We start from the raw sequence: 22,896 nt of genomic DNA, 5'->3' as shown, positions 1-22,896 counted from the left end.
TATTTTTATAAAGCCGTATTTAATAGTACTTTTGCAACCTATTTATACGAAATATGAGCTTTTTAAAAGAAATACAACGCAGAAGAACATTTGGAATTATCTCGCATCCCGATGCTGGTAAAACGACATTAACGGAAAAACTATTGTTATTTGGAGGTGCTATTCAAGAAGCAGGAGCTGTAAAGAATAACAAAATTAAAAAAGGAGCAACGAGTGACTTTATGGAAATCGAGCGTCAGAGAGGTATCTCGGTTTCGACTTCTGTACTTGCTTTTAATTATAAAGATAAAAAAATCAATATCCTTGATACTCCTGGACACAAGGATTTTGCTGAAGATACATTTAGAACTTTAACTGCTGTTGATAGTGTTATCGTTGTGATTGACGTTGCAAAAGGGGTTGAGGAACAAACTGAAAAATTGGTTGCAGTTTGTAGAATGCGTAACATTCCGATGATTGTTTTCATCAACAAATTAGACCGTGAAGGTAAAGATGCTTTCGATCTAATGGATGAAGTTGAACAAAAATTAGGCCTAAAAGTTACGCCATTAAGTTTCCCTATCGGAATGGGTTATGATTTCCAAGGAATTTATAATTTATGGGAAGAAAACATTAACCTTTTCAGTGGAGACAGCCGTAAAAATATCGAAGAAACAATTGCTTTTTCTGATGTGCAAAACAATCCTGAATTGGATAAAATTGTGGGAGAAAAGGCGGCTAACAAACTTCGTGAAGAGTTAGAATTGATTGATGAGGTTTATCCAAAATTTGAGCGTCAAGATTATTTAGATGGAAAAATTCAACCAGTATTCTTTGGTTCTGCTTTAAATAATTTTGGAGTTCGTGAATTGTTAGACTGTTTCATTACAATTGCTCCTTCTCCGAGAGCAAAAGATTCTGAAACTCGTACAGTTGAGCCTACAGAAGAAAAAATGTCTGGATTTGTCTTCAAAATCCATGCAAATATGGATCCAAAACACCGTGACCGTTTGGCTTTCATTAAAATCGTTTCTGGAACTTTCGAAAGAAATAAACCATATTACCACGTTCGCCAGAAGAAAAATCTAAAATTCTCGAGTCCGAATGCGTTTTTCGCTGAGAAAAAAGAAATCGTTGATATTTCTTATCCTGGTGATATTGTTGGTTTACACGATACAGGAAACTTTAAAATTGGAGATACTTTAACAGAAGGCGAAATCATGAGCTTTAAAGGAATTCCGAGTTTCTCTCCAGAGCACTTTAGATATATCAACAATGCTGATCCGATGAAAGCTAAGCAATTAGAAAAAGGAGTTGATCAGTTAATGGATGAAGGAGTTGCACAGTTGTTTACCTTAGAAATGAACAATCGTAAAGTAATCGGAACGGTTGGAGCACTTCAATATGAGGTAATTCAATATCGTTTAGAGCACGAATATGGTGCAAAATGTACTTACGAAAACTTCCCTGTACATAAAGCTTGTTGGGTCAAACCTGATGATGCCAAAAATGAAGAGTTTAAAGAATTTAAACGTATCAAACAAAAATTCCTTGCACACGATAAATATGGTCAATTGGTATTCTTAGCAGATTCTGATTTTACAATTCAAATGACGCAAAGCAAATATCCATCTGTAAAATTATATTTTACATCAGAGTTTGATTAAATCTCAACTTTAAATAAATAAAAAAGGCTGTTTAATGTTTTAAACAGCCTTTTTTTATTTATCTATATGAATTCCACACTTCAACTTAAAAAATTGTATAAAAAAAGCGCTAATTTTAGAATTAGCGCTTTTTTATAATTTGAATTAAATTAACCGTACTAAGTCATTATATTTCAAAAAAATAATCTTTTAAATAGGAAATACAAAAATATACTTCCGGATAAAAAGGATGAAATTTTCTCGACTAAAGTAAATTAAATCTGATTAACTGCATTTTATTCTAATTCAAGTATAAAAAAAGCCCCTTAAAAAGGGGCTTTTAAAATTTATGCTTGTCCTGTTGGACCAAAATTAAGCGGAATTGGTGCTTGTTCCGTTTCTTTGATTTCGCCATGAGCAGCTTCAAATCTGTGGATATTTTCACCTATTGCTTTCAATAATCTTTTAGCATGTTGTGGTGTCAAAACAATTCTTGACTTTACCTTGGCTTTAGGAATACCTGGCATAATGCTCACAAAATCTAAAACAAACTCTGATGATGAGTGGTTGATAATCGCAAGATTAGAATAAATTCCTTCTGCGATGTTTTCATCTAACTCAATATTAATTTGCTCTTGTTGTTGTTTCGGATTACTCATAGTTTCCTAATTAATAAATGTATTCTTCTTTATTAGCCATCATTTCGTTGTAATCGTCTTTAGATCCTACAATAGTGTTATCGTACTCTCTCATACCAGTTCCTGCAGGAATTCTGTGTCCAACAATTACATTTTCTTTCAATCCTTCTAAATCATCTACTTTACCAGCTACAGCAGCCTCGTTAAGTACTTTCGTTGTCTCCTGGAACGAAGCTGCAGAAATGAATGATTTAGTTTGTAACGAAGCTCTTGTAATACCTTGTAAAACTGGCGTTGCAGTTGCAGTAATTACGTCTCTTGCTACAACAAGATTTTTATCTGTACGTTTCAATAATGAATTTTCGTCACGTAACTCACGAGGAGTAATGATTTGACCTGGTTTTAATACCGAAGAATCTCCAGCATCTTCAACCACTTTCATACCATACAATTTGTCATTTTGAATGATAAAGTCTTTAGTATGGATCAATTGATCTTCTAAGAATAAAGTATCTCCTGGATCTTCAACTCTTACTTTACGCATCATTTGACGAATAACTACCTCAAAGTGCTTGTCATTGATTTTTACCCCTTGTAAACGATAAACCTCTTGAATTTCATTTACCAAGTACTGTTGAACAGCCGCTGGTCCTTGAATTCTTAAGATATCATCTGGTGTAATTGCACCATCAGACAATGGAACTCCCGCTCTTACGAAGTCATTTTCTTGTACTAAGATTTGGCTAGAAAGTTTAACTAAATACTTTTTAATCTCACCAAATTTAGACTCGATAACGATCTCACGGTTACCTCTTTTAATTTTTCCGAAAGATACAACACCATCAATTTCAGATACAACTGCTGGGTTTGAAGGGTTACGAGCCTCAAGAAGCTCAGTAATTCTTGGTAAACCTCCCGTGATATCGCCCGCTTTAGAAGAACGACGTGGGATTTTTACTAATACTTTACCTGCTTTAATTTTCTCACCGTTTTCAACCATTAAGTGTGCACCAACTGGTAAGTTGTAAGAACGAATCAATTCACCTTCTTTACCATAAACTAATAAAGTTGGAATTAATTTTTTGTTTCTAGCCTCAGAAATTACTTTTTCTTGGAAACCAGTCTGCTCATCGATCTCAACCATGAACGATTGTCCTTGCTCTAAATCTTCGTAAGCAATCTTACCAGTAAACTCAGAAACAATTACACCGTTATATGGATCCCATTTACAGATTACAGTTCCTTTAGCAACAGTATCTCCGTCATTAACAAAAATACTAGATCCATAAGGAATGTTATGCGTATTTAAAACAATTCCAGTTTTCTCGTCAACTAATTTCAACTCAGTTGAACGTGAAACTACGATATCAACAGAGTTACCTTCTCCGTCTTCTCCTTTAACTGTTTTTAAATCTTCAATTTCAAGTCTACCTGCGAATCTTGTAACAATACTAGACTCTTCAGAGATACCTCCAGCAACCCCTCCAACGTGGAACGTACGAAGTGTCAACTGTGTACCTGGCTCTCCAATAGACTGAGCTGCAATAACTCCGACAGCTTCACCTCTTTGTGTCATTTTTCCAGTAGCTAAGTTTCTACCGTAACATTTCGCACAAATACCTTTTAAAGCTTCACAAGTTAATGGAGATCTAACCTCTACTTTTTCAATTGGAGAAGCTTCGATAGTTCTCATAATTGATTCTGTAATTTGCTCTCCTGATTTAACCATTACTTCGTTAGTAAGAGGATTAATAACGTCTTGTAATGCAACACGTCCTAAAATTCTTTCTCCTAAAGATTCAACGATTTCCTCATTTTTCTTCAATGCAGCAACTTCAACACCTCTTAAAGTTCCACAATCTTCGATGTTAACAATAACATCTTGAGAAACGTCATGAAGCCTTCTTGTCAAGTAACCAGCATCGGCCGTTTTAAGAGCCGTATCCGCAAGACCTTTACGAGCACCGTGAGTAGAAATGAAGTACTCAAGGATCGAAAGACCTTCCTTAAAGTTAGAAAGAATCGGGTTTTCAATAATCTCACCACCACCAGCAGTAGATTTTTTAGGCTTAGCCATCAAACCACGCATACCAGTTAACTGACGAATCTGCTCCTTAGAACCCCTCGCTCCAGAGTCAAGCATCATATATACAGAGTTGAAACCTTGTTGGTCTTCTCTAATATTTTTCATTGCTAACTCTGTTAACTGAGCATTTGCTGAAGTCCATACGTCAATAACTTGGTTGTAACGCTCGTTATTTGTGATAAGACCCATGTTATAGTTAGTTGAGATACCTTCAACTTGCTCTCTAGCATCTGCAATTAACTTCGTTTTTTGTTCTGGAATTCTAATATCACCTAAAGAGAATGATAAACCTCCTCTAAATGCGAATTTATACCCCATATCTTTCATATTATCCAAGAAAGCTGCCGTTGTAGGTACATCAGTCACACTTAAAATGTGTCCGATAATATCTCTAAGGTTTTTCTTAGTCAATACGTCGTTGATATATCCAGCTGCTTCAGGTACTACTTCGTTAAATAATACACGCCCAGCAGTTGTCTGGATGATTTTGTACACTAATTCTCCAGCATCATTAAAATCTTTTGCTCTAATTTTCACACGAGCATTCAATTCTAATCTTCCTTCGTTTAATGCAATGTTTACTTCTTCAGCAGAATAGAAAGTCAAATCCTGACCAATAATTTTATGATCTTCTGTAGAAATACGCTCTTTGGTCATATAGTATAGACCCAAGACCATGTCCTGAGAAGGTACAGTAATTGGAGCACCATTTGCAGGGTTCAAGATATTGTGAGAAGCCAACATTAATAATTGAGCCTCTAAAATAGCTTCTGGTCCTAATGGTAAGTGAACCGCCATCTGGTCACCATCGAAATCGGCGTTGAATGCCGTACATACTAATGGGTGTAACTGGATCGCTTTTCCTTCAATTAATTTTGGTTGGAAAGCCTGAATACCAAGTCTGTGCAAAGTAGGAGCACGGTTAAGTAATACTGGGTGTCCTTTAATTACGTTTTCAAGGATATCCCAAACTACAGGCTCTTTTTTGTCGATTATTTTCTTAGCAGATTTTACTGTTTTTACAATACCTCTTTCGATCAACTTACGGATAACGAAAGGTTTGTATAATTCAGAAGCCATATCTTTTGGCAATCCGCACTCATATAATTTTAACTCAGGACCAACGACGATTACCGAACGAGCAGAATAATCCACACGTTTACCAAGTAAGTTTTGACGGAAACGTCCTTGCTTACCTTTTAATGAGTCAGATAATGATTTTAATGGTCTGTTAGATTCTGTTTTAACAGCAGAAGCTTTACGAGTGTTATCGAATAATGAATCTACAGATTCTTGTAACATACGTTTCTCGTTTCTTAAGATAACCTCGGGAGCTTTAATCTCCATTAATCTTTTCAAACGGTTGTTACGGATGATTACACGACGATATAAATCGTTCAAATCTGAAGTTGCAAAACGACCTCCATCAAGTGGTACAAGCGGACGTAATTCTGGTGGGATAACTGGAACCACTTTCATGATCATCCATTCTGGACGGTTTTCGCGGTTTTCATTAGACTCACGGAAAGATTCAACAACTTGTAATCTTTTTAAAGCCTCAGTTTTTCTTTGTTTAGAAGTCTCGTTGTTAGCGCTGTGTCTTAATTCATAAGATAAAGCATCTAAGTCAATACGAGCTAATAAATCCATGATACACTCTGCTCCCATTTTGGCAACAAATTTATTTGGATCTAAATCATCTAAATATTGGTTTTCTTGCGGAAGAGTATCTAAAATGTTTAAGTATTCTTCTTCAGTTAAGAAATCTAATCTTTGTAAAGATTCTCCATCTGCATTTTTAGCAATACCAGCTTGGATTACTACATATCTTTCGTAGTAAATGATCATATCTAATTTCTTAGATGGAAGACCAAGGATATAACCAATTTTGTTTGGAAGAGAACGGAAGTACCAGATGTGAGCAATTGGCACAACAAGGTTGATGTGTCCTACTCTATCACGACGCACTTTTTTCTCAGTAACTTCAACACCACAACGGTCACAGATGATACCTTTGTAACGAATTCTTTTATACTTACCACAAGCACATTCGAAATCTTTTACTGGTCCGAAGATTCTTTCGCAGAAAAGTCCGTCACGCTCTGGTTTGTGAGTTCTATAGTTAATTGTTTCTGGCTTTAAAACCTCTCCTCTTGATTCTTTCAAGATAGATTCAGGTGAAGCCAATCCAATAGAAATTTTGTTAAATCTTTTTACTGGATTCTTATCTTTATTATTGTTTCTGTTATTCATCATAGTTTTTACTATTGATTTATTTGCAATTAAAAAATTGAATTTAGATTTATAATCTACTCTTAAAAATTTAAGAGTTAATCATTCAGCTACTACCTCGGGTTACTTCTCTAAACCTCAAAACTGAATTTTGAAGTGCTAGTTATAAAATGCCTCGCATTGTTATAAAAAATCGGAACGGGTTACGGGTATAAATCTTTAAAAACTTGTAACATTTAGTAAACAGTCTCAGTCCCAGTTTTCAGTGCTAAACTGAATACTGAGACTGTAACTGAAAACTTTTATTTATTCTTCCAAACGAAGATCTAAACCTAGACCTTTCAATTCGTGCATTAATACATTGAATGATTCTGGTAAACCTGGTTCTGGCATAGTTTCACCCTTAACGATAGCCTCGTAAGTTTTAGCTCTACCAATAACGTCATCAGACTTAACAGTTAAGATTTCACGTAGTGTACTAGAAGCTCCATAAGCCTCAAGTGCCCAAACCTCCATCTCTCCAAAACGCTGACCTCCAAATTGAGCCTTACCTCCAAGTGGTTGTTGCGTAATCAATGAGTATGGTCCGATAGAACGTGCGTGCATCTTATCATCAACCATGTGTCCTAATTTAAGCATGTAAATTACACCCACAGTTGCTTTTTGTGCAAAACGCTCTCCAGTTCCACCATCATAAAGATATGTATGTCCAAAACGTGGTACGTTAGCTTCATCAGTCAAAGCATTGATTTCGTCAAGAGACGCACCGTCGAAGATTGGAGTAGCAAATTTTCTACCCAAGTTCATACCAGCCCATCCAAGAACAGTCTCATAAATCTGACCAATGTTCATACGTGAAGGTACCCCAAGTGGATTCAATACGATATCTACTGGTGTTCCGTCCTCTAAGAATGGCATATCTTCGTGACGAACGATTCTTGCAACAATACCTTTGTTACCGTGACGACCCGCCATTTTATCACCTACTTTTAACTTACGTTTTTTAGCGATATAAATTTTAGCCAATTTCAAGATTCCAGATGGTAATTCATCTCCAACTGTAATAGTGAATTTCTCTCTTCTTAAAGCTCCTTGTAAGTCGTTCAGCTTAATTTTATAGTTATGAATTAAATCATTAACCATTTTATTAGTAGCATCATCAGCAACCCATTGACCTTTGCTTAAGTGAGCAAAATCTTCTACTGCGTAAAGCATTTTTTGAGTATATTTTTTACCTTTTGGTAAAACTTCTTCACCCAAATCATTCATTACACCTTGAGATGTTTTTCCGTTAACGATCAAGAATAATTTCTCAACCAATCTGTCTTTTAATTCAACAAATTTAGTTTCGAACTCCATTTCTAAAGCGCCTAAAGCATCTTTATCCTGAGTACGTTTACGTTTATCTTTTACGGCTCTTGCAAATAATTTTTTGTCAAGAACTACACCATGTAAAGATGGAGAAGCTTTTAATGAAGCATCTTTTACATCACCAGCTTTATCCCCGAAGATTGCACGAAGTAATTTCTCCTCTGGAGTTGGGTCTGATTCTCCTTTTGGTGTAATTTTTCCGATCAAAATGTCGCCAGGTTTAACCTCTGCTCCAATTCTAATCATACCGTTTTCATCTAAATCTTTAGTAGCTTCTTCAGAAACGTTAGGAATATCGTTTGTTAACTCTTCGTTTCCTAACTTAGTATCTCTAACCTCTAATGAATAATCATCAACGTGGATAGAAGTAAAAATATCATCACGAACTACTTTTTCAGAAATCACAATTGCATCCTCGAAGTTGTACCCTTTCCATGGCATGAACGCAACTTTTAAGTTTCTACCTAAAGCTAATTCACCATTTTGAGTAGCATATCCTTCAGACAATACTTGTCCAGGAACAACTCTATCACCTCTTCTTACGATAGGTTTCAAGTTGATACTTGTACCTTGATTAGTTTTTCTAAATTTAATTAAGTTGTACGTTTTCTCATCAGCATCAAAACTAACCATTCTCTCGTCTTCTGTACGATCGTATTTAATAGTAATGATGTTAGCATCTACGTATTCAACAGTACCATGCCCTTCAGCATTGATTAATACTCTTGAATCTGAAGCTACCTGACGCTCTAAACCTGTACCAACAATCGGAGCTTCAGGACGGATCAAAGGAACTGCCTGACGCATCATGTTAGATCCCATCAACGCACGGTTCGCATCATCATGCTCCAAGAAAGGAATCAATGACGCAGAAATCGAAGCGATCTGGTTAGGAGCAACGTCTGTATAATGAACTACAGATGGTTCAACAACTGGGAAGTCACCTTCTTCACGAGCAATAACATTGCTAGCTGTAATTTTACCAGTTTCATCCATTTCAATGTTTGCCTGAGCAATCATTTTACCTTCTTCTTCTTCAGCACTTAAGTAAACTGGTGCGCTTTCTAAATCAACAACACCATTTGTTACTTTACGGTATGGAGTTTCGATGAATCCCATTCCGTTTACTTTTGCATAAACACCAAGAGATGAAATCAAACCAATGTTTGGTCCCTCAGGAGTTTCAATCGGACATAAACGACCATAGTGAGTATAGTGAACGTCACGAACCTCGAAACCAGCTCTCTCTCTCGAAAGTCCACCTGGTCCAAGTGCAGAAAGTCTTCTTTTGTGTGTAATCTCAGCTAATGGATTCGTTTGATCCATAAATTGAGATAACTGGTTAGTACCAAAGAAAGAGTTGATAACTGATGATAATGTTTTAGCATTAATCAAATCAATTGGTGTAAACACCTCGTTATCTCTAACGTTCATTCTCTCACGAATAGTTCTAGCCATACGTGCTAAACCAACACCGAATTGTTGAGACAATTGTTCACCAACTGTTCTAACACGACGGTTTGATAAGTGATCGATATCATCAATCTCTGCTTTAGAGTTGATCAATTCGATCAAATATTTAACGATTGTAATGATATCCTCTTTAGTAAGCACTTGCTTATCCATAGGGATATCTAAATCTAATTTCTTATTCATTCTGTAACGACCAACTTCACCTAAGTTATAACGTTGATCAGAGAAGAACAATTTATCTATAATACCACGAGCAGTTTCCTCATCAGGCGGTTCAGCGTTACGCAACTGACGGTAGATGTGCTCTACAGCTTCTTTTTCAGAGTTAGTTGGATCTTTTTGTAACGTGTTGTGGATAATAGCATAATCTGCTTGGTTATTATCCTCTTTGTGTAACAAAATAGATTTTACATTAGAATCAATGATTTCTTCAACATTATCCTTGTCGATAATAGTATCACGATCAAGGATAATTTCGTTACGTTCGATAGAAACTACCTCTCCAGTATCCTCATCTACGAAATCCTCATGCCATGTATTCAATACACGCGCAGCAAGTCTTCTTCCAATATATTTCTTAATACCAGTTTTAGAAACTTTAATTTCTTCAGCTAAGTCGAAAATTTCAAGGATATCCTTATCTCTTTCGAAACCGATAGCACGGAATAAAGTTGTTACAGGTAATTTTTTCTTTCTATCGATATACGCGTACATTACGCTGTTGATATCAGTAGAGAATTCTATCCAAGATCCTTTAAAAGGAATTACTCTCGCAGAATAAAGTTTAGTTCCATTTGCGTGGAATGACTGTCCAAAGAAAACCCCTGGAGAACGGTGTAATTGAGATACTACAACACGCTCGGCACCATTAATAACAAAAGTACCACTAGGAGTCATGTAAGGAATTGTTCCAAGATATACATCTTGTACAATTGTTTCAAAATCTTCGTGTTCTGGATCTGTACAGTATAGTTTTAACCTAGCTTTTAAAGGCACACTATAAGTAAGACCTCTCTCTATACATTCTTGAATTGTATAACGTGGCGGATCAACAAAATAATCTAGGAATTCCAATACAAAGTTGTTTCTTGTATCTGTAATTGGGAAGTTTTCCATGAAGGTATTGTATAACCCTTCGTTGCCTCTTTCGTCAGATTTCGTTTCTAATTGAAAGAAATCTTTAAAAGATTTAACCTGAACATCCAAGAAGTCTGGATAGTCAGGAATATTTTTTGTAGAGGCAAAATTCAATCTTTCAGTCTGATTTGTTATCATCAATGGACAAAATTTTGATTAAAAAAAAGTAATTTATTTTTGTGTAAATACACACTGTTTAATCTATACTTTCTTATTATAATCAATACATCTTTAAAAATTAGTTCTATAAATTAAGTCTAATTTTCTTTCTTCGTATTGATCAAAAACTTTTTCGTATTTTAAACTATGGGATAATAAAATTGATATATTTTATTATACGAAAAATGGTTTAGGCCTTTGAGTGTTAACTCAAGACCTAAACCTAGTTCTTAAACTGAGTTTAATTATTTAAGCTCAACAGTAGCTCCAGCCTCTTCTAAAGATTTTTTAAGACCTTCAGCCTCTTCTTTAGAAACACCTTCTTTAACGTTGCTTGGTGCACCGTCAACTACATCTTTAGCTTCTTTAAGACCTAAACCAGTTAATTCTTTAACTAATTTTACAACAGCTAATTTAGAAGCTCCTGCATCTTTCAATACAACTGTAAATTCAGTTTGTGCTTCTTCAGCAGCACCGTCTCCTCCACCAGCAGCAACTACTACAGCAGCAGCAGCAGGCTCGATTCCGTACTCATCTTTTAATATTGTTGCTAATTCGTTAACTTCTTTAACTGTTAAGTTAACTAATTGTTCTGCGAATTGTTTCAAATCTGCCATTTTTTCTATCGTTTAAAATGATTTGTGTAAAAAATATAATTTAATTATTGTGCGCTAATTAAGCAGTAAGGAAGCAAACTCCCTTACGATAATTACTCTGCTCCTTCTTCTTCGCTTCCAGCGAATTTGTTTTGTAAAGCAGAAATAATTCTTTGAGCTGGAGATTGTAATAATCCAATGATTTCTCCAATAAGCTCTTCTTTAGATTTAATTGTAGCTAATGCATCTAATTGGTTATCCCCAATATATACTTCAGAATTGATGTAAGCTCCTTTTAAAACTGGTTTGTCAGATTTCTTACGGAAATCTTTGATAATTTTTCCAGGTGCGTTAGCAACATCTGAAATAAAGATAGCACTGTTACCTGATAAAACTGTAGGTAAATCACCATAATCATTATCAGAAGCTTCCATTGCTTTTGCAAGCAAAGTGTTCTTTACAACCTCTAATTTGATACCTGCTTTAAAACAAGCTCTACGCAAGTTTGAAGTTGTCTCTGCGTTTAAACCAGAAATATCAGAAATGTAAATGATATTTGTACCAGCTAACTGCGCAGTTAAATTTTCAATCGCGATTGATTTTTCTTCTCTAGTCATACTAAAAATTTTTAACTACCAATTATACTGCCTTAGGGTCTAATGCGATAGCAGGACTCATTGTGCTTGTAAGGTGAATACCTTTGATGTATGTACCTTTAGCAGCAGTTGGTTTAAGTTTTATTAATGTTTGAATAATTTCGTGTGCGTTGTCAACAATCTGCTCAGCTCCAAAAGAAACTTTACCGATTCCTGCGTGTACGATTCCTGTTTTGTCAACTTTAAAGTCGATTTTACCAGCTTTAACTTCTTGAACAGCTTTAGCAACATCCATAGTTACAGTACCTGTTTTAGGGTTTGGCATTAAACCTCTAGGTCCTAAAATACGACCTAACGGACCTAATTTACCCATAACAGCAGGCATAGTAATGATCACATCAACATCTGTCCAACCGTCTTTAATTTTTTGTAAGTAATCGTCAAGACCAACGTGATCTGCTCCTGCTTCTCTAGCTTCCGCTTCTTTGTCTGGAGTAACCAATGCTAATACTTTAACGTCTTTTCCTGTTCCGTGAGGTAAAGTAACTACACCTCTAACCATTTGATTCGCTTTTCTTGGATCAACACCCAAACGAACTGCGATATCAACAGACTCATCAAATTTTGCAGAAGCAACAACTTTAATTAATGCAGCAGCATCTTTTAAAGAGTATAATTTGTTCTTTTCAATTTTTGAAGCAGCCTCTTTTTGCTTTTTTGTTAATTTTGCCATTTCTTTTTCTTAATTAAAAAGGAGCATCTCCTGATACAGTTATACCCATAGATCTAGCTGTTCCAGCAACCATACTCATAGCTTTCTCAATTGTGAAAGCATTTAAGTCTGGCATTTTGTCTTCAGCAATAGTTCTAATTTGTTCCCAAGTAACGCTAGCTACTTTTTTACGATTAGGCTCACCAGAACCAGATTTTAGCTTTGCAGCTTCCATTAACTGAACTGCTGCTGGAGGAGTCTTAACAACAAAATCAAATGATTTGTCTTTGTACACAGTGATTTGCACTGGACAAATTTTGCCAGGTTTATCCTGAGTTCTAGCATTAAATTGCTTACAGAACTCCATGATGTTAACCCCAGCAGCTCCTAAAGCAGGTCCAACCGGTGGCGACGGGTTCGCAGCACCTCCCTTAACTTGTAGTTTAACTACCTTACTAATTTCTTTAGCCATTTTTAAAAAATTTAACACTGTAATCAATGGAAGCGATTACAATGGTTTATTATAGTGTAACAAAAAATTATACTTTTTCAACTTGCATAAAACTCAATTCTAATGGAGTTTTTCTTCCGAAAATCTTAACCATTACCTCAAGCTTACGCTTCTCTTCATTGATTTTCTCAACAGATCCATTAAATCCGTTGAAAGGCCCATCAATAACCTTTACCGTTTCCCCAACACTAAATGGAATAGAACGAGTATCTGTATTTACAGCTAGTTCATCCACTTTACCTAACATACGGTTTACTTCAGAAAGTCTTAAAGGAACAGGTTCTCCGCCTTTAGTTTCTCCTAAAAATCCAATAACACTAGTAATTGACTTAATAATATGAGGAATCTCACCAACTAAGTTAGCTTCGATCATAACATATCCAGGAAAATACACTTTATCCTTAGATGATTTCTTCCCATCTTTTACAGTAACCACTTTTTCAGTAGGAACCAAAACCTGAGAAACATAATCCTCCATACCTAGTCTCGCAATCTCAGTCTCAATATAAGCTTTCACTTTATTCTCTTGACCACTAACTGCTCTAACTACGTACCATTTTTTCACATTATTATCTGCCATCACAAAAAAATTATCCTTTTAACCAGTTAAAAAATCCAGCCAAAGCTTTTGCAAAAAATTCGTCTACTCCCCAAGTTGCCAAAGCGAATAAAATCGAAAATACAGCCACAACAATTGTCAATTTTTGAACTTCAGCCCAAGCTGGCCAAGTAACATTTGACTTTAACTCTTCGAAAGCCTCTGATAAATAATTAGTAACTTTTGTCATTTGATATATTTTTTATTGCACGGGCGGAGGGATTCGAACCCCCATCAACGGTTTTGGAGACCGCTATTCTACCCTTGAACTACGCCCGTAATTAAAGCCAGTGATTAAAAAATAATCACTGGCTTTTTATTTATTTTAATAGAATTACTCTACGATTTCAGTAACCTGACCAGCACCAACTGTTCTACCACCCTCACGGATAGCGAAACGCAAACCTACGTTCATAGCGATTGGGCTTAATAAAGCAACTTCAATAGTTAAGTTATCACCTGGCATTACCATCTCTACACCTGCTGGTAAAGAAATAACTCCTGTTACGTCAGTTGTACGTACGTAGAACTGTGGACGGTAGTTATTGTGGAATGGAGTGTGACGTCCACCTTCTTCTTTTTTCAAGATATAAACCTCAGCTTTGAATTTAGCATGTGGTTTTACTGAACCTGGCTTAATAATAACCATACCTCTTTTGATATCAGCTTTATCAATACCTCTTAACAATAAACCTACGTTATCTCCAGCTTCACCTCTATCAAGGATTTTACGGAACATCTCAACTCCTGTAATAGTAGAAGTTAATTTTTCAGCTCCCATACCAATGATTTCAACAGGATCTCCAGTGTTAGCAACTCCAGTTTCGATACGACCTGTAGCAACAGTTCCACGACCTGTAATTGTAAATACGTCCTCAACTGGCATCAAGAATGGTTTAGCTACGTCACGCACTGGCTCTTCGATCCAAGCATCAACAGCTTCCATTAATTCAATAATTTTAGGAACCCAAGCAGGATCATTATTCAATCCTCCTAAAGCAGAACCTTGAACTACAGGACCATTATCTCCATCATATTCGTAGAAAGATAATAAATCTCTAATTTCCATTTCAACAAGCTCTAATAACTCAGCATCATCAACCATATCCACTTTGTTCATGAAAACAACGATTCTTGGAATACCAACCTGACGTCCTAAAAGGATATGCTCACGAGTTTGTGGCATTGGACCATCTGTAGCAGCAACTACTAAGATAGCTCCGTCCATTTGAGCAGCTCCAGTAACCATGTTCTTTACGTAATCCGCGTGACCTGGACAGTCAACGTGAGCGTAGTGACGGTTAGCTGTTTCGTACTCTACGTGAGATGTATTGATAGTAATACCTCTTTCTTTCTCCTCTGGAGCGTTATCGATTTGATCAAACGATTTTGCTTGACAGTAACCAGCATCTGACAATACTTTTGTAATTGCAGCAGTTAATGTAGTTTTTCCGTGATCTACGTGTCCAATTGTACCTATGTTTAAGTGCGGTTTGGAACGATTAAAATTCTCCTTTGCCATTTTACTTAATTTTTAATCTTAGTTATATATTAATTTTCAATTTCCTACTTACTTGAGCCAATGTCGGGATTTGAACCCGAGACCTCTTCCTTACCAAGGAAGCACTCTACCCCTGAGCTACACCGGCAGAGAGTTCTGATTTTAGAATTTAGATTTTATATTTCAGATTTAACAATCTTTAACCTACAATCTAAAAACTAAACTTTTATTTGTGGGGAGAGCAGGATTCGAACCTGCGAAGTTCACACAGCAGATTTACAGTCTGCCCTCGTTGGCCGCTTGAGTATCTCCCCTAATTTTAAAATTCCATTATTTTAAAGAACCAATTTCAAATCGCATTTGAAATTTATCGAGCCGATAGAGGGACTCGAACCCACGACCTGCTGATTACAAATCAGCTGCTCTAGCCAGCTGAGCTACATCGGCGAATGCATTAAAAAAGTCCGCTATTTCTAACGGACTGCAAATGTAGCTATTTTATCTTTTAATCAAAACATTTTTCAAAAAAAATTTCAATTAAATGTGTGCTCTAATTTTTTCCTTCCTTTTTACAAGTAAACGTTCTAATGATTCTGCCGAAAGCTCAACCGCTTCTTCAAATGTCTTACACTGTTTTTTTACCAAAAAATCATCACCAGGAACATTAATCTTTATCTCCACCACCTTATTCTCCTTATCACTTGTTCTTTCAACTTTTAAAAAAACATCTGACGAAACCACACGATCGTAGTATTTTTCCAGTTTACCCATTCTTTCTTGGATAAAATCGACCAATTTTCTGTCGACAGTAAAATTAACTGCATGAACATCTACCTTCATAATAAAAATTTTAGAGTTAACATTTAAGAACCATTATTTATTTCTTGGATGCGCACCTATATATACTTTTTTAAGTTCCGCCAAACTATTATGAGTATAAACTTGTGTAGAAGCCAAACTAGAATGTCCTAATAATTCTTTAACTGAATTCAAATCTGCCCCATTATTTAAAAGGTGAGTTGCAAAAGTGTGACGTAGCACATGCGGACTTTTTTTTACCTTTTCTGAGACCCTACTAAAGTATGAATTTATTAAACGATAAACAAAAGATTCACTTAATTTTAATCCTTTTTTTGAAACAAAAAAATAGTCCCTATCAACCAAATCTTCTAAGCCTTCCCTTTCTCTCATATACAAACCTATTTGACTTGCAATAATTGGCAAAACAGGAATAATACGCTCTTTATTTCTTTTCCCTAAAACCTTAATTGTATTAGCAGAACAATCAACATTCTTAACCATTAAATGAATCAATTCTGCACGACGCATTCCAGTAACATAAAACATTTCAATAATAAGCTTATCTCGCACTTCTTCAAAACCAACAGGATTATCTATTTCCGAAAGCAAATCTTTTAATTCCTTTTCCGAAAAAGGAACCTGAACCGTTTTCGGGGTTTTCAAAGATTTATGCTTCAACATCGGATTAATTTCTATCTGTTTTGATTTTAAAAGAAATTTATAAAAAGCCTTCAAAGACGCCATCTTTCTATTAACAGAAACATTGGAAATATTCTGATCCACCAAAAAAACAATCCAGCTTCGAACTTGACTATAATTAACTAAATCAATACCATCTTGATCAAACGTTTCTTTCACAAAAGACTCAAAAGAAACTACATCATTCAAATATGCCTCTGCCGTATGAGGAGAATATTTTTTTTCTAGCAAAAGATAATCTCCAAAAGCTTCTTTGTACGTTTTCATAAAAATCTAAAAATTAAGCATAAAAAAACCGTTAGCATCAAAATTAAAACATTTTGACCACTAACGGTAATTATTTTTAAAAAGCTAATACTAACTCTCTAAACTATCTTTCAAGCCTTGGATGTAAGCAGCTTTTTGAATTTGAGCTCTTTTGATAACAGAAGGCTTAATAAAAGCAGTACGTGCTCTTAATTGACGAACAGTTCCTGTTTTATCAAATTTTCTTTTATAGCGCTTTAATGCTCTATCGATATTTTCTCCGTCTTTAATTGGTATAATTAACATAATATAGACACCTCCTCTCGTTAAGGCTGCAAATGTATATATTAATTATGAATTATGAGTTATAAATTCTGAATTATTTTCTCTTTAGGGTTGAAAATAGAAATAAAACCAATTATTGAGACTTAATTCAGCCTTTACATTCTACTATTTCAGCAAATTTCTGGAAATAACAAGCTTTTGAATTTCTGTTGTTCCTTCTCCTATTGTGCATAATTTAGAGTCTCTGTAGAATTTTTCTACTGGAAAATCTTTGGTATAACCATAACCCCCATGAATTTGAACTGCATCATTAGCAATTTTAACACATGCCTCAGAAGCATACATTTTAGCCATAGCGCCAGATGTTGTTACTGCTTTATGTTTTTGTTTTAGGAAAGCAGCTTTATGGAGCAATAATTCTGAGGCTTCGATTTCGGTTGCCATATCTGCTAGCTTAAAAGAAATTCCTTGAAAATTACTAATTGGCTGCCCAAACTGATATCTTTCTTTTGAATATTTCAAAGCCGCCTCATAAGCACCTTTAGCAATTCCTAAAGACAAAGCCCCGATAGAAATTCTTCCTCCGTCCAAAATTTTCATAGCCTGAACAAAACCTTCACCTACTTCTCCTAATCTATTTTCATCTGGAACACGACAATTATCAAAAACCAATTCGGCTGTTTCGCTAGCTCTCATTCCTAATTTGTTCTCTTTTTTTCCAGACGAAAAACCTTTCATACCTTTTTCAAAAACAAAAGCCGTCATTCCTTTAGAATCACCTTTTTCTCCTGTTCGCACTACTACAACAGCAACATCACCAGAAATACCATGCGTAATAAAGTTCTTTGCACCATTTACAATCCAATGATCTCCATCTTTAACCGCTGTAGTATTCATGCCACCTGCATCTGAACCGGTATTGTGTTCTGTCAGTCCCCAAGCGCCTATAAATTCAGCTGTAGCTAATTTTGGAAGCCACTTTTTCTTTTGCTCTTCATTTCCGAAAGTCAAAATATGATTGGTGCATAAAGAATTGTGCGCTGCGACAGATAATCCAATTGAAGGATCTACTTTTGAAATTTCTTCTATTACGGTAATATATTCGTGATACCCTAAACCTGAACCTCCATATTCTTCTGGAACTAAAACCCCCATGAAGCCCATCTCGCCAAGCTGCTTAAATAACGGAACTGGAAAAATTTGTGCTTCATCCCATTCCATTATATAAGGTCTAATATTTTTTTCTGCAAAATCTTTTATTGACTGTGCAATCATTAGCTGTGTTTCGTTGTAATCAAAGTTCATGAGTTAGTTTCTTTTAGAACTCCAAATATAAACTAATTATTTTTGCTTTTTCAACAGGAAAATCTTTAATTTTTGCTAAATCCTCAATATTATTAAAATTTCCATTCATACTTCTGTAAGTTACAATCTGTTTGGCGAGTCCATATCTGAAGTACGAAAACTGTGCTAACTCCTTTAATGATGCTTCGTTTACATTTATTTTCTTCAAAGAAGAAGGAATCACAACTTTAAAATGACTATTTAATTCATTTATAACTTCAGGCGAAAGCCCCCAAATCTCTTTCATTTGCTCCATTGAAACAAACGAACCTAAAATTTCTTTTTGTTTAAGTATTCGAGACGACAGACCTTCACCAATACCGTAAATTTTCATGAGATCTTCTTGAGACGCTTGATTAATATCCAATATTTCAAGCTTTTCTTTTTTTGGAAAAGTTCTCTCAACAAATTCTCTTTTCTCTTTTTTGAAATTATTTGGATGTTGTGCCCAATCTGGAAATTTGAAGAGAGGAGAAATTTTATTTAGCAATGAATCTGAAATCCCCGTAACCTTTTGAAACTCTTCTGCTGAGTTTACATATTTGTTTTCTTTACGAAATGCCATTAAGCGGTCAATCTCTTCAACAGACATTCCGAGTTTGTATCCTTTATAATCAGAAATAAAATTTGGGTTAAAAAGATAAATTGTAGGTTTTGCATTTTTACTCGTCAATTTCTCCTTATCAATCTCTGATTGAAGAGCTAGCCATTCCTCTTTTTCAGAGCTTTTGCTTTCTTTGATGTTAAAATCAGATAAAAAATAAAACAATTGTAGTAATACTATAATAATGAAGAGTATAAAAACACCTGTTCGCTGTTGTTTGGTAAAGTTGAAATACTTTTTTAAAGGTTTAAAGTTCATGATAAAAATACTTTTAAAAACAAAATAAGAAAAAACTTTCAAATTTATTAAGAATATTAGTAAGAAAAATTGTTTTTAAAAAATTATCATATCTCTTATAAAACTCTTATTAATTTAATGAATGTCAATACTTAAAGAAAGTTTCTTGAGAGTCCTGTAAAAAAAATAAAGATTTTATAACTTAAAACATGATATTTGTTTTTATTTTTTACAAAAAACAATACATTTGGCACTTAATAACAAATAAACCAATAAAATAGTATGTCAATTTGGAGAGTTAAACCTATATCAGCCTTTGAGGCCGATATGAAAAAAAGTGATTTAAAGAGAGTCCTAGGAAAATGGAGTCTTACTGCCATTGGTGTTGGTGCCATTATCGGTGGAGGAATTTTTGTACTTACAGGTACTGGGGCTTATTATCATGCTGGTCCAGCATTAGCAATTTCGTTCATCATCGCAGGTATTGCTTGCGTTTTTGCGGCTCTCTGCTATTCTGAATTTGCTTCTATCTTACCTGTTGAAGGATCTGCTTACGCATATGCTTATGGTACGATTGGAGAAGTTTTTGCCTGGATTATTGGATGGGGGCTAATTCTCGAATATGCAATGGGATCAATGACTGTAGCAGTTTCCTGGTCTGGGTACTTTAACAAATTGCTCAAATTATTTCATATAAAACTTCCTGATTGGCTTACAACAGATCCTGCAAGTTATACTGGAGAGGGTTTCTCTATGAATCTTCCTGCTTTCTTGATCGTTCTTTTAGTTATTTCATTGCTTATTAAAGGAACAAAAAGCGCTGCTAAAGCAAATAACGCCATTGTAATTCTTAAAGTATCTGCAGTTATTTTCGTAATTATTGCTGGTCTTTTCTTCATTAACACAGCAAACTGGAGCCCATTTATTCCTGAAGCAACTCAGATTATTGAAAAAGAAACTACTCACAATGCTTACGGAATTGGAGGTATTATCTCTGGAGCTGCAGCTATTTTCTTTGCTTATGTTGGCTTTGATGCCGTTTCTACACAAGCAGGAGAAGCTATTAATCCTAAAAAAGATGTCCCTTTTGCGATCATTGCTTCTTTATTAATCTGTACTACTTTATATATTCTTGTTTCTTTAGTATTAACAGGAATGATGAATTACCAAGACTTTAACCCACTAGGAAAATATCCTGAGGCTATTAAAGCTCCTGTTGCTTATGCTTTTGATATTGCTGGACAAGGTTGGGCAGGATTTATTATTACAGTTGCTGCTACTATTGGTTTAGTTTCTGTATTAATGGTAATGATTATGGGACAATCTAGAATTTTCCTAGGAATGTCTAAAGATGGTTTAATTCCACAAGTTTTCTCTAAAGTAAACCCTATTTCTGGAACTCCTAAAACGAATTTAATGATTCTTGGTGTTATAATCGCAACTGTTGCTGCTTTTACTCCAATCAACAAATTAGCTGATATGACAAGTTTTGGTACTTTATTTGCCTTTACTATGGTTTGTATCGCTGTTTGGATTTTAAGAGTAAAACAACCAGGATTAACTAGAACATTTAAAGTTCCTGCTTTACCAGTTATTGCGGTATTAGGAATTGCAATCAACTCTTATTTAATTTTTAATTTAAGTAAAGATGCACAGTTACTATCTTTTGGATGGCTTATTCTTGGTATAATTGTATACTTTGGATATAGCAAGAAAAGATCTAGACTTAATAATACGGATGCAGATGTTGAATAATTTTCAATTCTAGTCATAAAAAAAGCTCCAAAGTAAAATTTGGAGCTTTTTTTATAAATCAAATACTGATGTTCTTTTTGAGCGAATTAAATCTTTTAATCTAATCCAGAAAGCAAGTGTTAAATAAACTCCGAACCCTAAACCCGCCGTAACAAAAGAGATATAAATAAAAAACAATCTCACACTCGTTACACGCATTCCTAATTTATCTGCTAATCTTGAAGAAACATGGAAACCATATTTTTCAAAGAAGAATTTAAGTTTTAAAATTGCTGACATCTTTATATTTTAGATTTAAGATTTTAGACTATAGATTGCAAAAATACAATTATCTCATTACGATATTTTCTAATTGCCTAATTATTTTTAAGCAGTTCTAATCCGATGGCACATTTTAAACATGCTTTACGCTCACAATATTCATTTTTAAGCTCAAGTAATGCCTGACTTTCAAATGCTGATTGCGGTTTGATTCCAAACAAATTAAATTTATCAATGATGGCATTTTTTTCTGAAACTACTTCATTCATAAAATCAATTAAATCTTCCGCAGTCGATTCACCCATTATATTTGAATAAGCAAATTGAAGCGGAATAATTGTATTTATAATTACTAAATCAATGAAGGACTTAGAAAGCATTTTAGATTTCTTTGGACTTTCTTTATCAAACTGATAATGGTTCTGCCAATACAGACTTGCAGAAATATTCAGCAATCGATATACTTCATCAACCGATTTTAAACCAATTATTTTTGAGAAAAGATTTTGATGTCTATGATACAAACTCGCCAATTGAGAAAGTCTTATTGTAGGGAAATTATCTGGACGAAGTTTAAAAAACTGAACAGGATCTACATATGTTTTTTCTATTTGATATTTATGCAGCAAATAAAAATAACGGAATCTCAAATCTTTATAATAAACATCTTCTTTTTCTATTTCTAATAAACCAGAAGTTCCGAAAAGCAATGCCTCTAGATTTTCGACTTCGAAACTCTCTTTTCTAATAACTGAAAACGGGATTGCTTTTGAGATTTGCAAGAAAGAATTTCCGTTGGTATTTAATCCAAAATTCTTCGCTAGAAGGCAAAATAAGACAGCTTCCCAATCTTGATTGGTTTCTTCTAATAATTGATAAATAAACTTAGATTTTCGCTCTAAGCGTTCAAAAAACAATCTTTCCTGCCAATTTTTAAAAACAAATGCATCGATTTCTTTTAATTGCCTTTCGCAAGAAATCCAAGTTTTCGGAGAAACTAAAGCATTGTAATTTTCGATTGTTTCTTTTGAAACATAATCTTTAAGAACCAAAACAGGAATTTCAGTATTGTTTTCTCTAAAAATAGCGGTATCATTTTCCCAAACTACATGCAGAATAACATTTTTATAGGTGGGATCTTTTTCATGATTGTGCAAATACCAATCTGAAGATTTTAAATGAATTTCTACATTACCAGCCCATTTTTGATTTCCAATTTCGATATGCGCATTAAAAAAATCAGGGCCAGAAAGTTCTAAATAATCACCAGTTTTGATAATGGTAATTTGTTCATTTTGAACAGATTTCAAATTCAAGGCGTCAAACTTCTTGAATTTCCAGAGATAATGAAGGAAGTCTTCTTTCATTTAGATTTTATAGTGTAATTACAAAAATCTAAAAGTAATTAAATTTTAATATTATTCTTACA

General features: G+C 34.6%; 19 protein-coding genes and 4 tRNA genes. 2 read left to right on the top strand and 21 right to left on the bottom strand.

Annotated elements, in window-relative coordinates:
- The first annotated feature begins 53 nt into the window (after positions 1 to 53).
- Entirely contained in the window at positions 54 to 1,646 is a 1,593-nt protein-coding gene (locus tag OD917_RS16800) for a peptide chain release factor 3 (RefSeq protein WP_132989548.1), read from the top strand.
- Between the two features lie 326 nt (positions 1,647 to 1,972).
- Here the strand turns inward: OD917_RS16800 and OD917_RS16795 are convergent, their stop codons facing one another.
- From OD917_RS16795 to OD917_RS16705, 19 genes are all read right to left on the bottom strand, one after another.
- Positions 1,973 to 2,284, bottom strand: a complete 312-nt coding sequence (locus OD917_RS16795; RefSeq protein WP_111283353.1) for a DUF3467 domain-containing protein — start codon at positions 2,282 to 2,284, stop codon at positions 1,973 to 1,975.
- 10 nt (positions 2,285 to 2,294) lie between these two features.
- Positions 2,295 to 6,605: a DNA-directed RNA polymerase subunit beta' gene (gene rpoC, locus OD917_RS16790; protein ID WP_263524534.1), complete on the bottom strand. Its 4,311-nt coding sequence runs from the start codon at positions 6,603 to 6,605 to the stop codon at positions 2,295 to 2,297.
- Between the two features lie 282 nt (positions 6,606 to 6,887).
- On the bottom strand, positions 6,888 to 10,700 hold the full coding sequence (rpoB, locus tag OD917_RS16785) for a DNA-directed RNA polymerase subunit beta (RefSeq protein WP_263524533.1): 3,813 nt from the start codon (positions 10,698 to 10,700) through the stop codon (positions 6,888 to 6,890).
- A gap of 266 nt (positions 10,701 to 10,966) precedes the next feature.
- The gene (gene rplL, locus OD917_RS16780; RefSeq protein ID WP_008466917.1) at positions 10,967 to 11,338 is read right to left on the bottom strand and encodes a 50S ribosomal protein L7/L12; all 372 of its coding nucleotides are present in this window, start codon (positions 11,336 to 11,338) and stop codon (positions 10,967 to 10,969) included.
- 92 nt (positions 11,339 to 11,430) lie between these two features.
- Positions 11,431 to 11,934, bottom strand: coding sequence for a 50S ribosomal protein L10 (gene rplJ / locus OD917_RS16775; RefSeq protein ID WP_091492767.1), 504 nt, complete (start codon positions 11,932 to 11,934; stop codon positions 11,431 to 11,433).
- Between the two features lie 22 nt (positions 11,935 to 11,956).
- Positions 11,957 to 12,646: a 50S ribosomal protein L1 gene (rplA, locus tag OD917_RS16770; RefSeq protein WP_025572415.1), complete on the bottom strand. Its 690-nt coding sequence runs from the start codon at positions 12,644 to 12,646 to the stop codon at positions 11,957 to 11,959.
- Positions 12,647 to 12,659: 13 nt separating this feature from the next.
- Positions 12,660 to 13,097 carry a 50S ribosomal protein L11 gene (gene rplK / locus OD917_RS16765; RefSeq protein ID WP_008466923.1) on the bottom strand — a complete coding sequence of 146 codons (438 nt, stop codon included), beginning with the start codon at positions 13,095 to 13,097 and terminating at the stop codon, positions 12,660 to 12,662.
- 67 nt (positions 13,098 to 13,164) lie between these two features.
- Positions 13,165 to 13,716 (bottom strand): transcription termination/antitermination protein NusG, encoded by a 552-nt coding sequence (gene nusG, locus OD917_RS16760; protein WP_008466925.1) that lies wholly within the window; start codon positions 13,714 to 13,716, stop codon positions 13,165 to 13,167.
- 10 nt (positions 13,717 to 13,726) lie between these two features.
- On the bottom strand, positions 13,727 to 13,924 hold the full coding sequence (secE, locus tag OD917_RS16755; RefSeq protein WP_008466927.1) for a preprotein translocase subunit SecE: 198 nt from the start codon (positions 13,922 to 13,924) through the stop codon (positions 13,727 to 13,729).
- Between the two features lie 18 nt (positions 13,925 to 13,942).
- Positions 13,943 to 14,013 (bottom strand) — tRNA-Trp (locus OD917_RS16750).
- Between the two features lie 55 nt (positions 14,014 to 14,068).
- Positions 14,069 to 15,256 (bottom strand): elongation factor Tu, encoded by a 1,188-nt coding sequence (gene tuf / locus OD917_RS16745; RefSeq protein WP_057123935.1) that lies wholly within the window; start codon positions 15,254 to 15,256, stop codon positions 14,069 to 14,071.
- A gap of 55 nt (positions 15,257 to 15,311) precedes the next feature.
- Positions 15,312 to 15,383: transfer RNA gene (locus tag OD917_RS16740), tRNA-Thr, on the bottom strand.
- 85 nt (positions 15,384 to 15,468) lie between these two features.
- Positions 15,469 to 15,549 (bottom strand) — tRNA-Tyr (locus OD917_RS16735).
- Between the two features lie 59 nt (positions 15,550 to 15,608).
- Positions 15,609 to 15,682: transfer RNA gene (locus OD917_RS16730), tRNA-Thr, on the bottom strand.
- Between the two features lie 90 nt (positions 15,683 to 15,772).
- Entirely contained in the window at positions 15,773 to 16,075 is a 303-nt protein-coding gene (gene hpf, locus OD917_RS16725) for a ribosome hibernation-promoting factor, HPF/YfiA family (RefSeq protein ID WP_008466930.1), read from the bottom strand.
- A 33-nt stretch (positions 16,076 to 16,108) separates the two neighbouring features.
- On the bottom strand, positions 16,109 to 17,002 hold the full coding sequence (locus OD917_RS16720) for a tyrosine-type recombinase/integrase (RefSeq protein WP_263524528.1): 894 nt from the start codon (positions 17,000 to 17,002) through the stop codon (positions 16,109 to 16,111).
- A gap of 90 nt (positions 17,003 to 17,092) precedes the next feature.
- On the bottom strand, positions 17,093 to 17,287 hold the full coding sequence (gene rpsU / locus OD917_RS16715) for a 30S ribosomal protein S21 (RefSeq protein WP_026730435.1): 195 nt from the start codon (positions 17,285 to 17,287) through the stop codon (positions 17,093 to 17,095).
- Between the two features lie 144 nt (positions 17,288 to 17,431).
- Positions 17,432 to 18,571 carry an acyl-CoA dehydrogenase family protein gene (locus OD917_RS16710; protein WP_263524527.1) on the bottom strand — a complete coding sequence of 380 codons (1,140 nt, stop codon included), beginning with the start codon at positions 18,569 to 18,571 and terminating at the stop codon, positions 17,432 to 17,434.
- 13 nt (positions 18,572 to 18,584) lie between these two features.
- Positions 18,585 to 19,472, bottom strand: coding sequence for a helix-hairpin-helix domain-containing protein (locus OD917_RS16705; RefSeq protein WP_263524526.1), 888 nt, complete (start codon positions 19,470 to 19,472; stop codon positions 18,585 to 18,587).
- Positions 19,473 to 19,733: 261 nt separating this feature from the next.
- On the opposite strand from OD917_RS16705, the gene OD917_RS16700 reads away from it, so the two are divergent.
- Positions 19,734 to 21,206: an APC family permease gene (locus tag OD917_RS16700; RefSeq protein ID WP_263524525.1), complete on the top strand. Its 1,473-nt coding sequence runs from the start codon at positions 19,734 to 19,736 to the stop codon at positions 21,204 to 21,206.
- A gap of 51 nt (positions 21,207 to 21,257) precedes the next feature.
- On the opposite strand, the gene OD917_RS16695 is transcribed toward OD917_RS16700, so the two are convergent.
- Both OD917_RS16695 and OD917_RS16690 read right to left on the bottom strand, forming a co-directional pair.
- The gene (locus OD917_RS16695) at positions 21,258 to 21,485 is read right to left on the bottom strand and encodes a PspC family transcriptional regulator (RefSeq protein WP_008466940.1); all 228 of its coding nucleotides are present in this window, start codon (positions 21,483 to 21,485) and stop codon (positions 21,258 to 21,260) included.
- 77 nt (positions 21,486 to 21,562) lie between these two features.
- Positions 21,563 to 22,834 (bottom strand): DUF2851 family protein, encoded by a 1,272-nt coding sequence (locus tag OD917_RS16690; protein ID WP_263524524.1) that lies wholly within the window; start codon positions 22,832 to 22,834, stop codon positions 21,563 to 21,565.
- Between the last annotated feature and the right edge of the window lie 62 nt (positions 22,835 to 22,896).

The organism is Flavobacterium sp. SH_e (genome assembly GCF_025717045.1).
GTDB lineage: Bacteria > Bacteroidota > Bacteroidia > Flavobacteriales > Flavobacteriaceae > Flavobacterium.
Note: the sequence above shows the minus strand (reverse complement) of the source record. Positions and strands in the feature narration are given on the sequence as shown.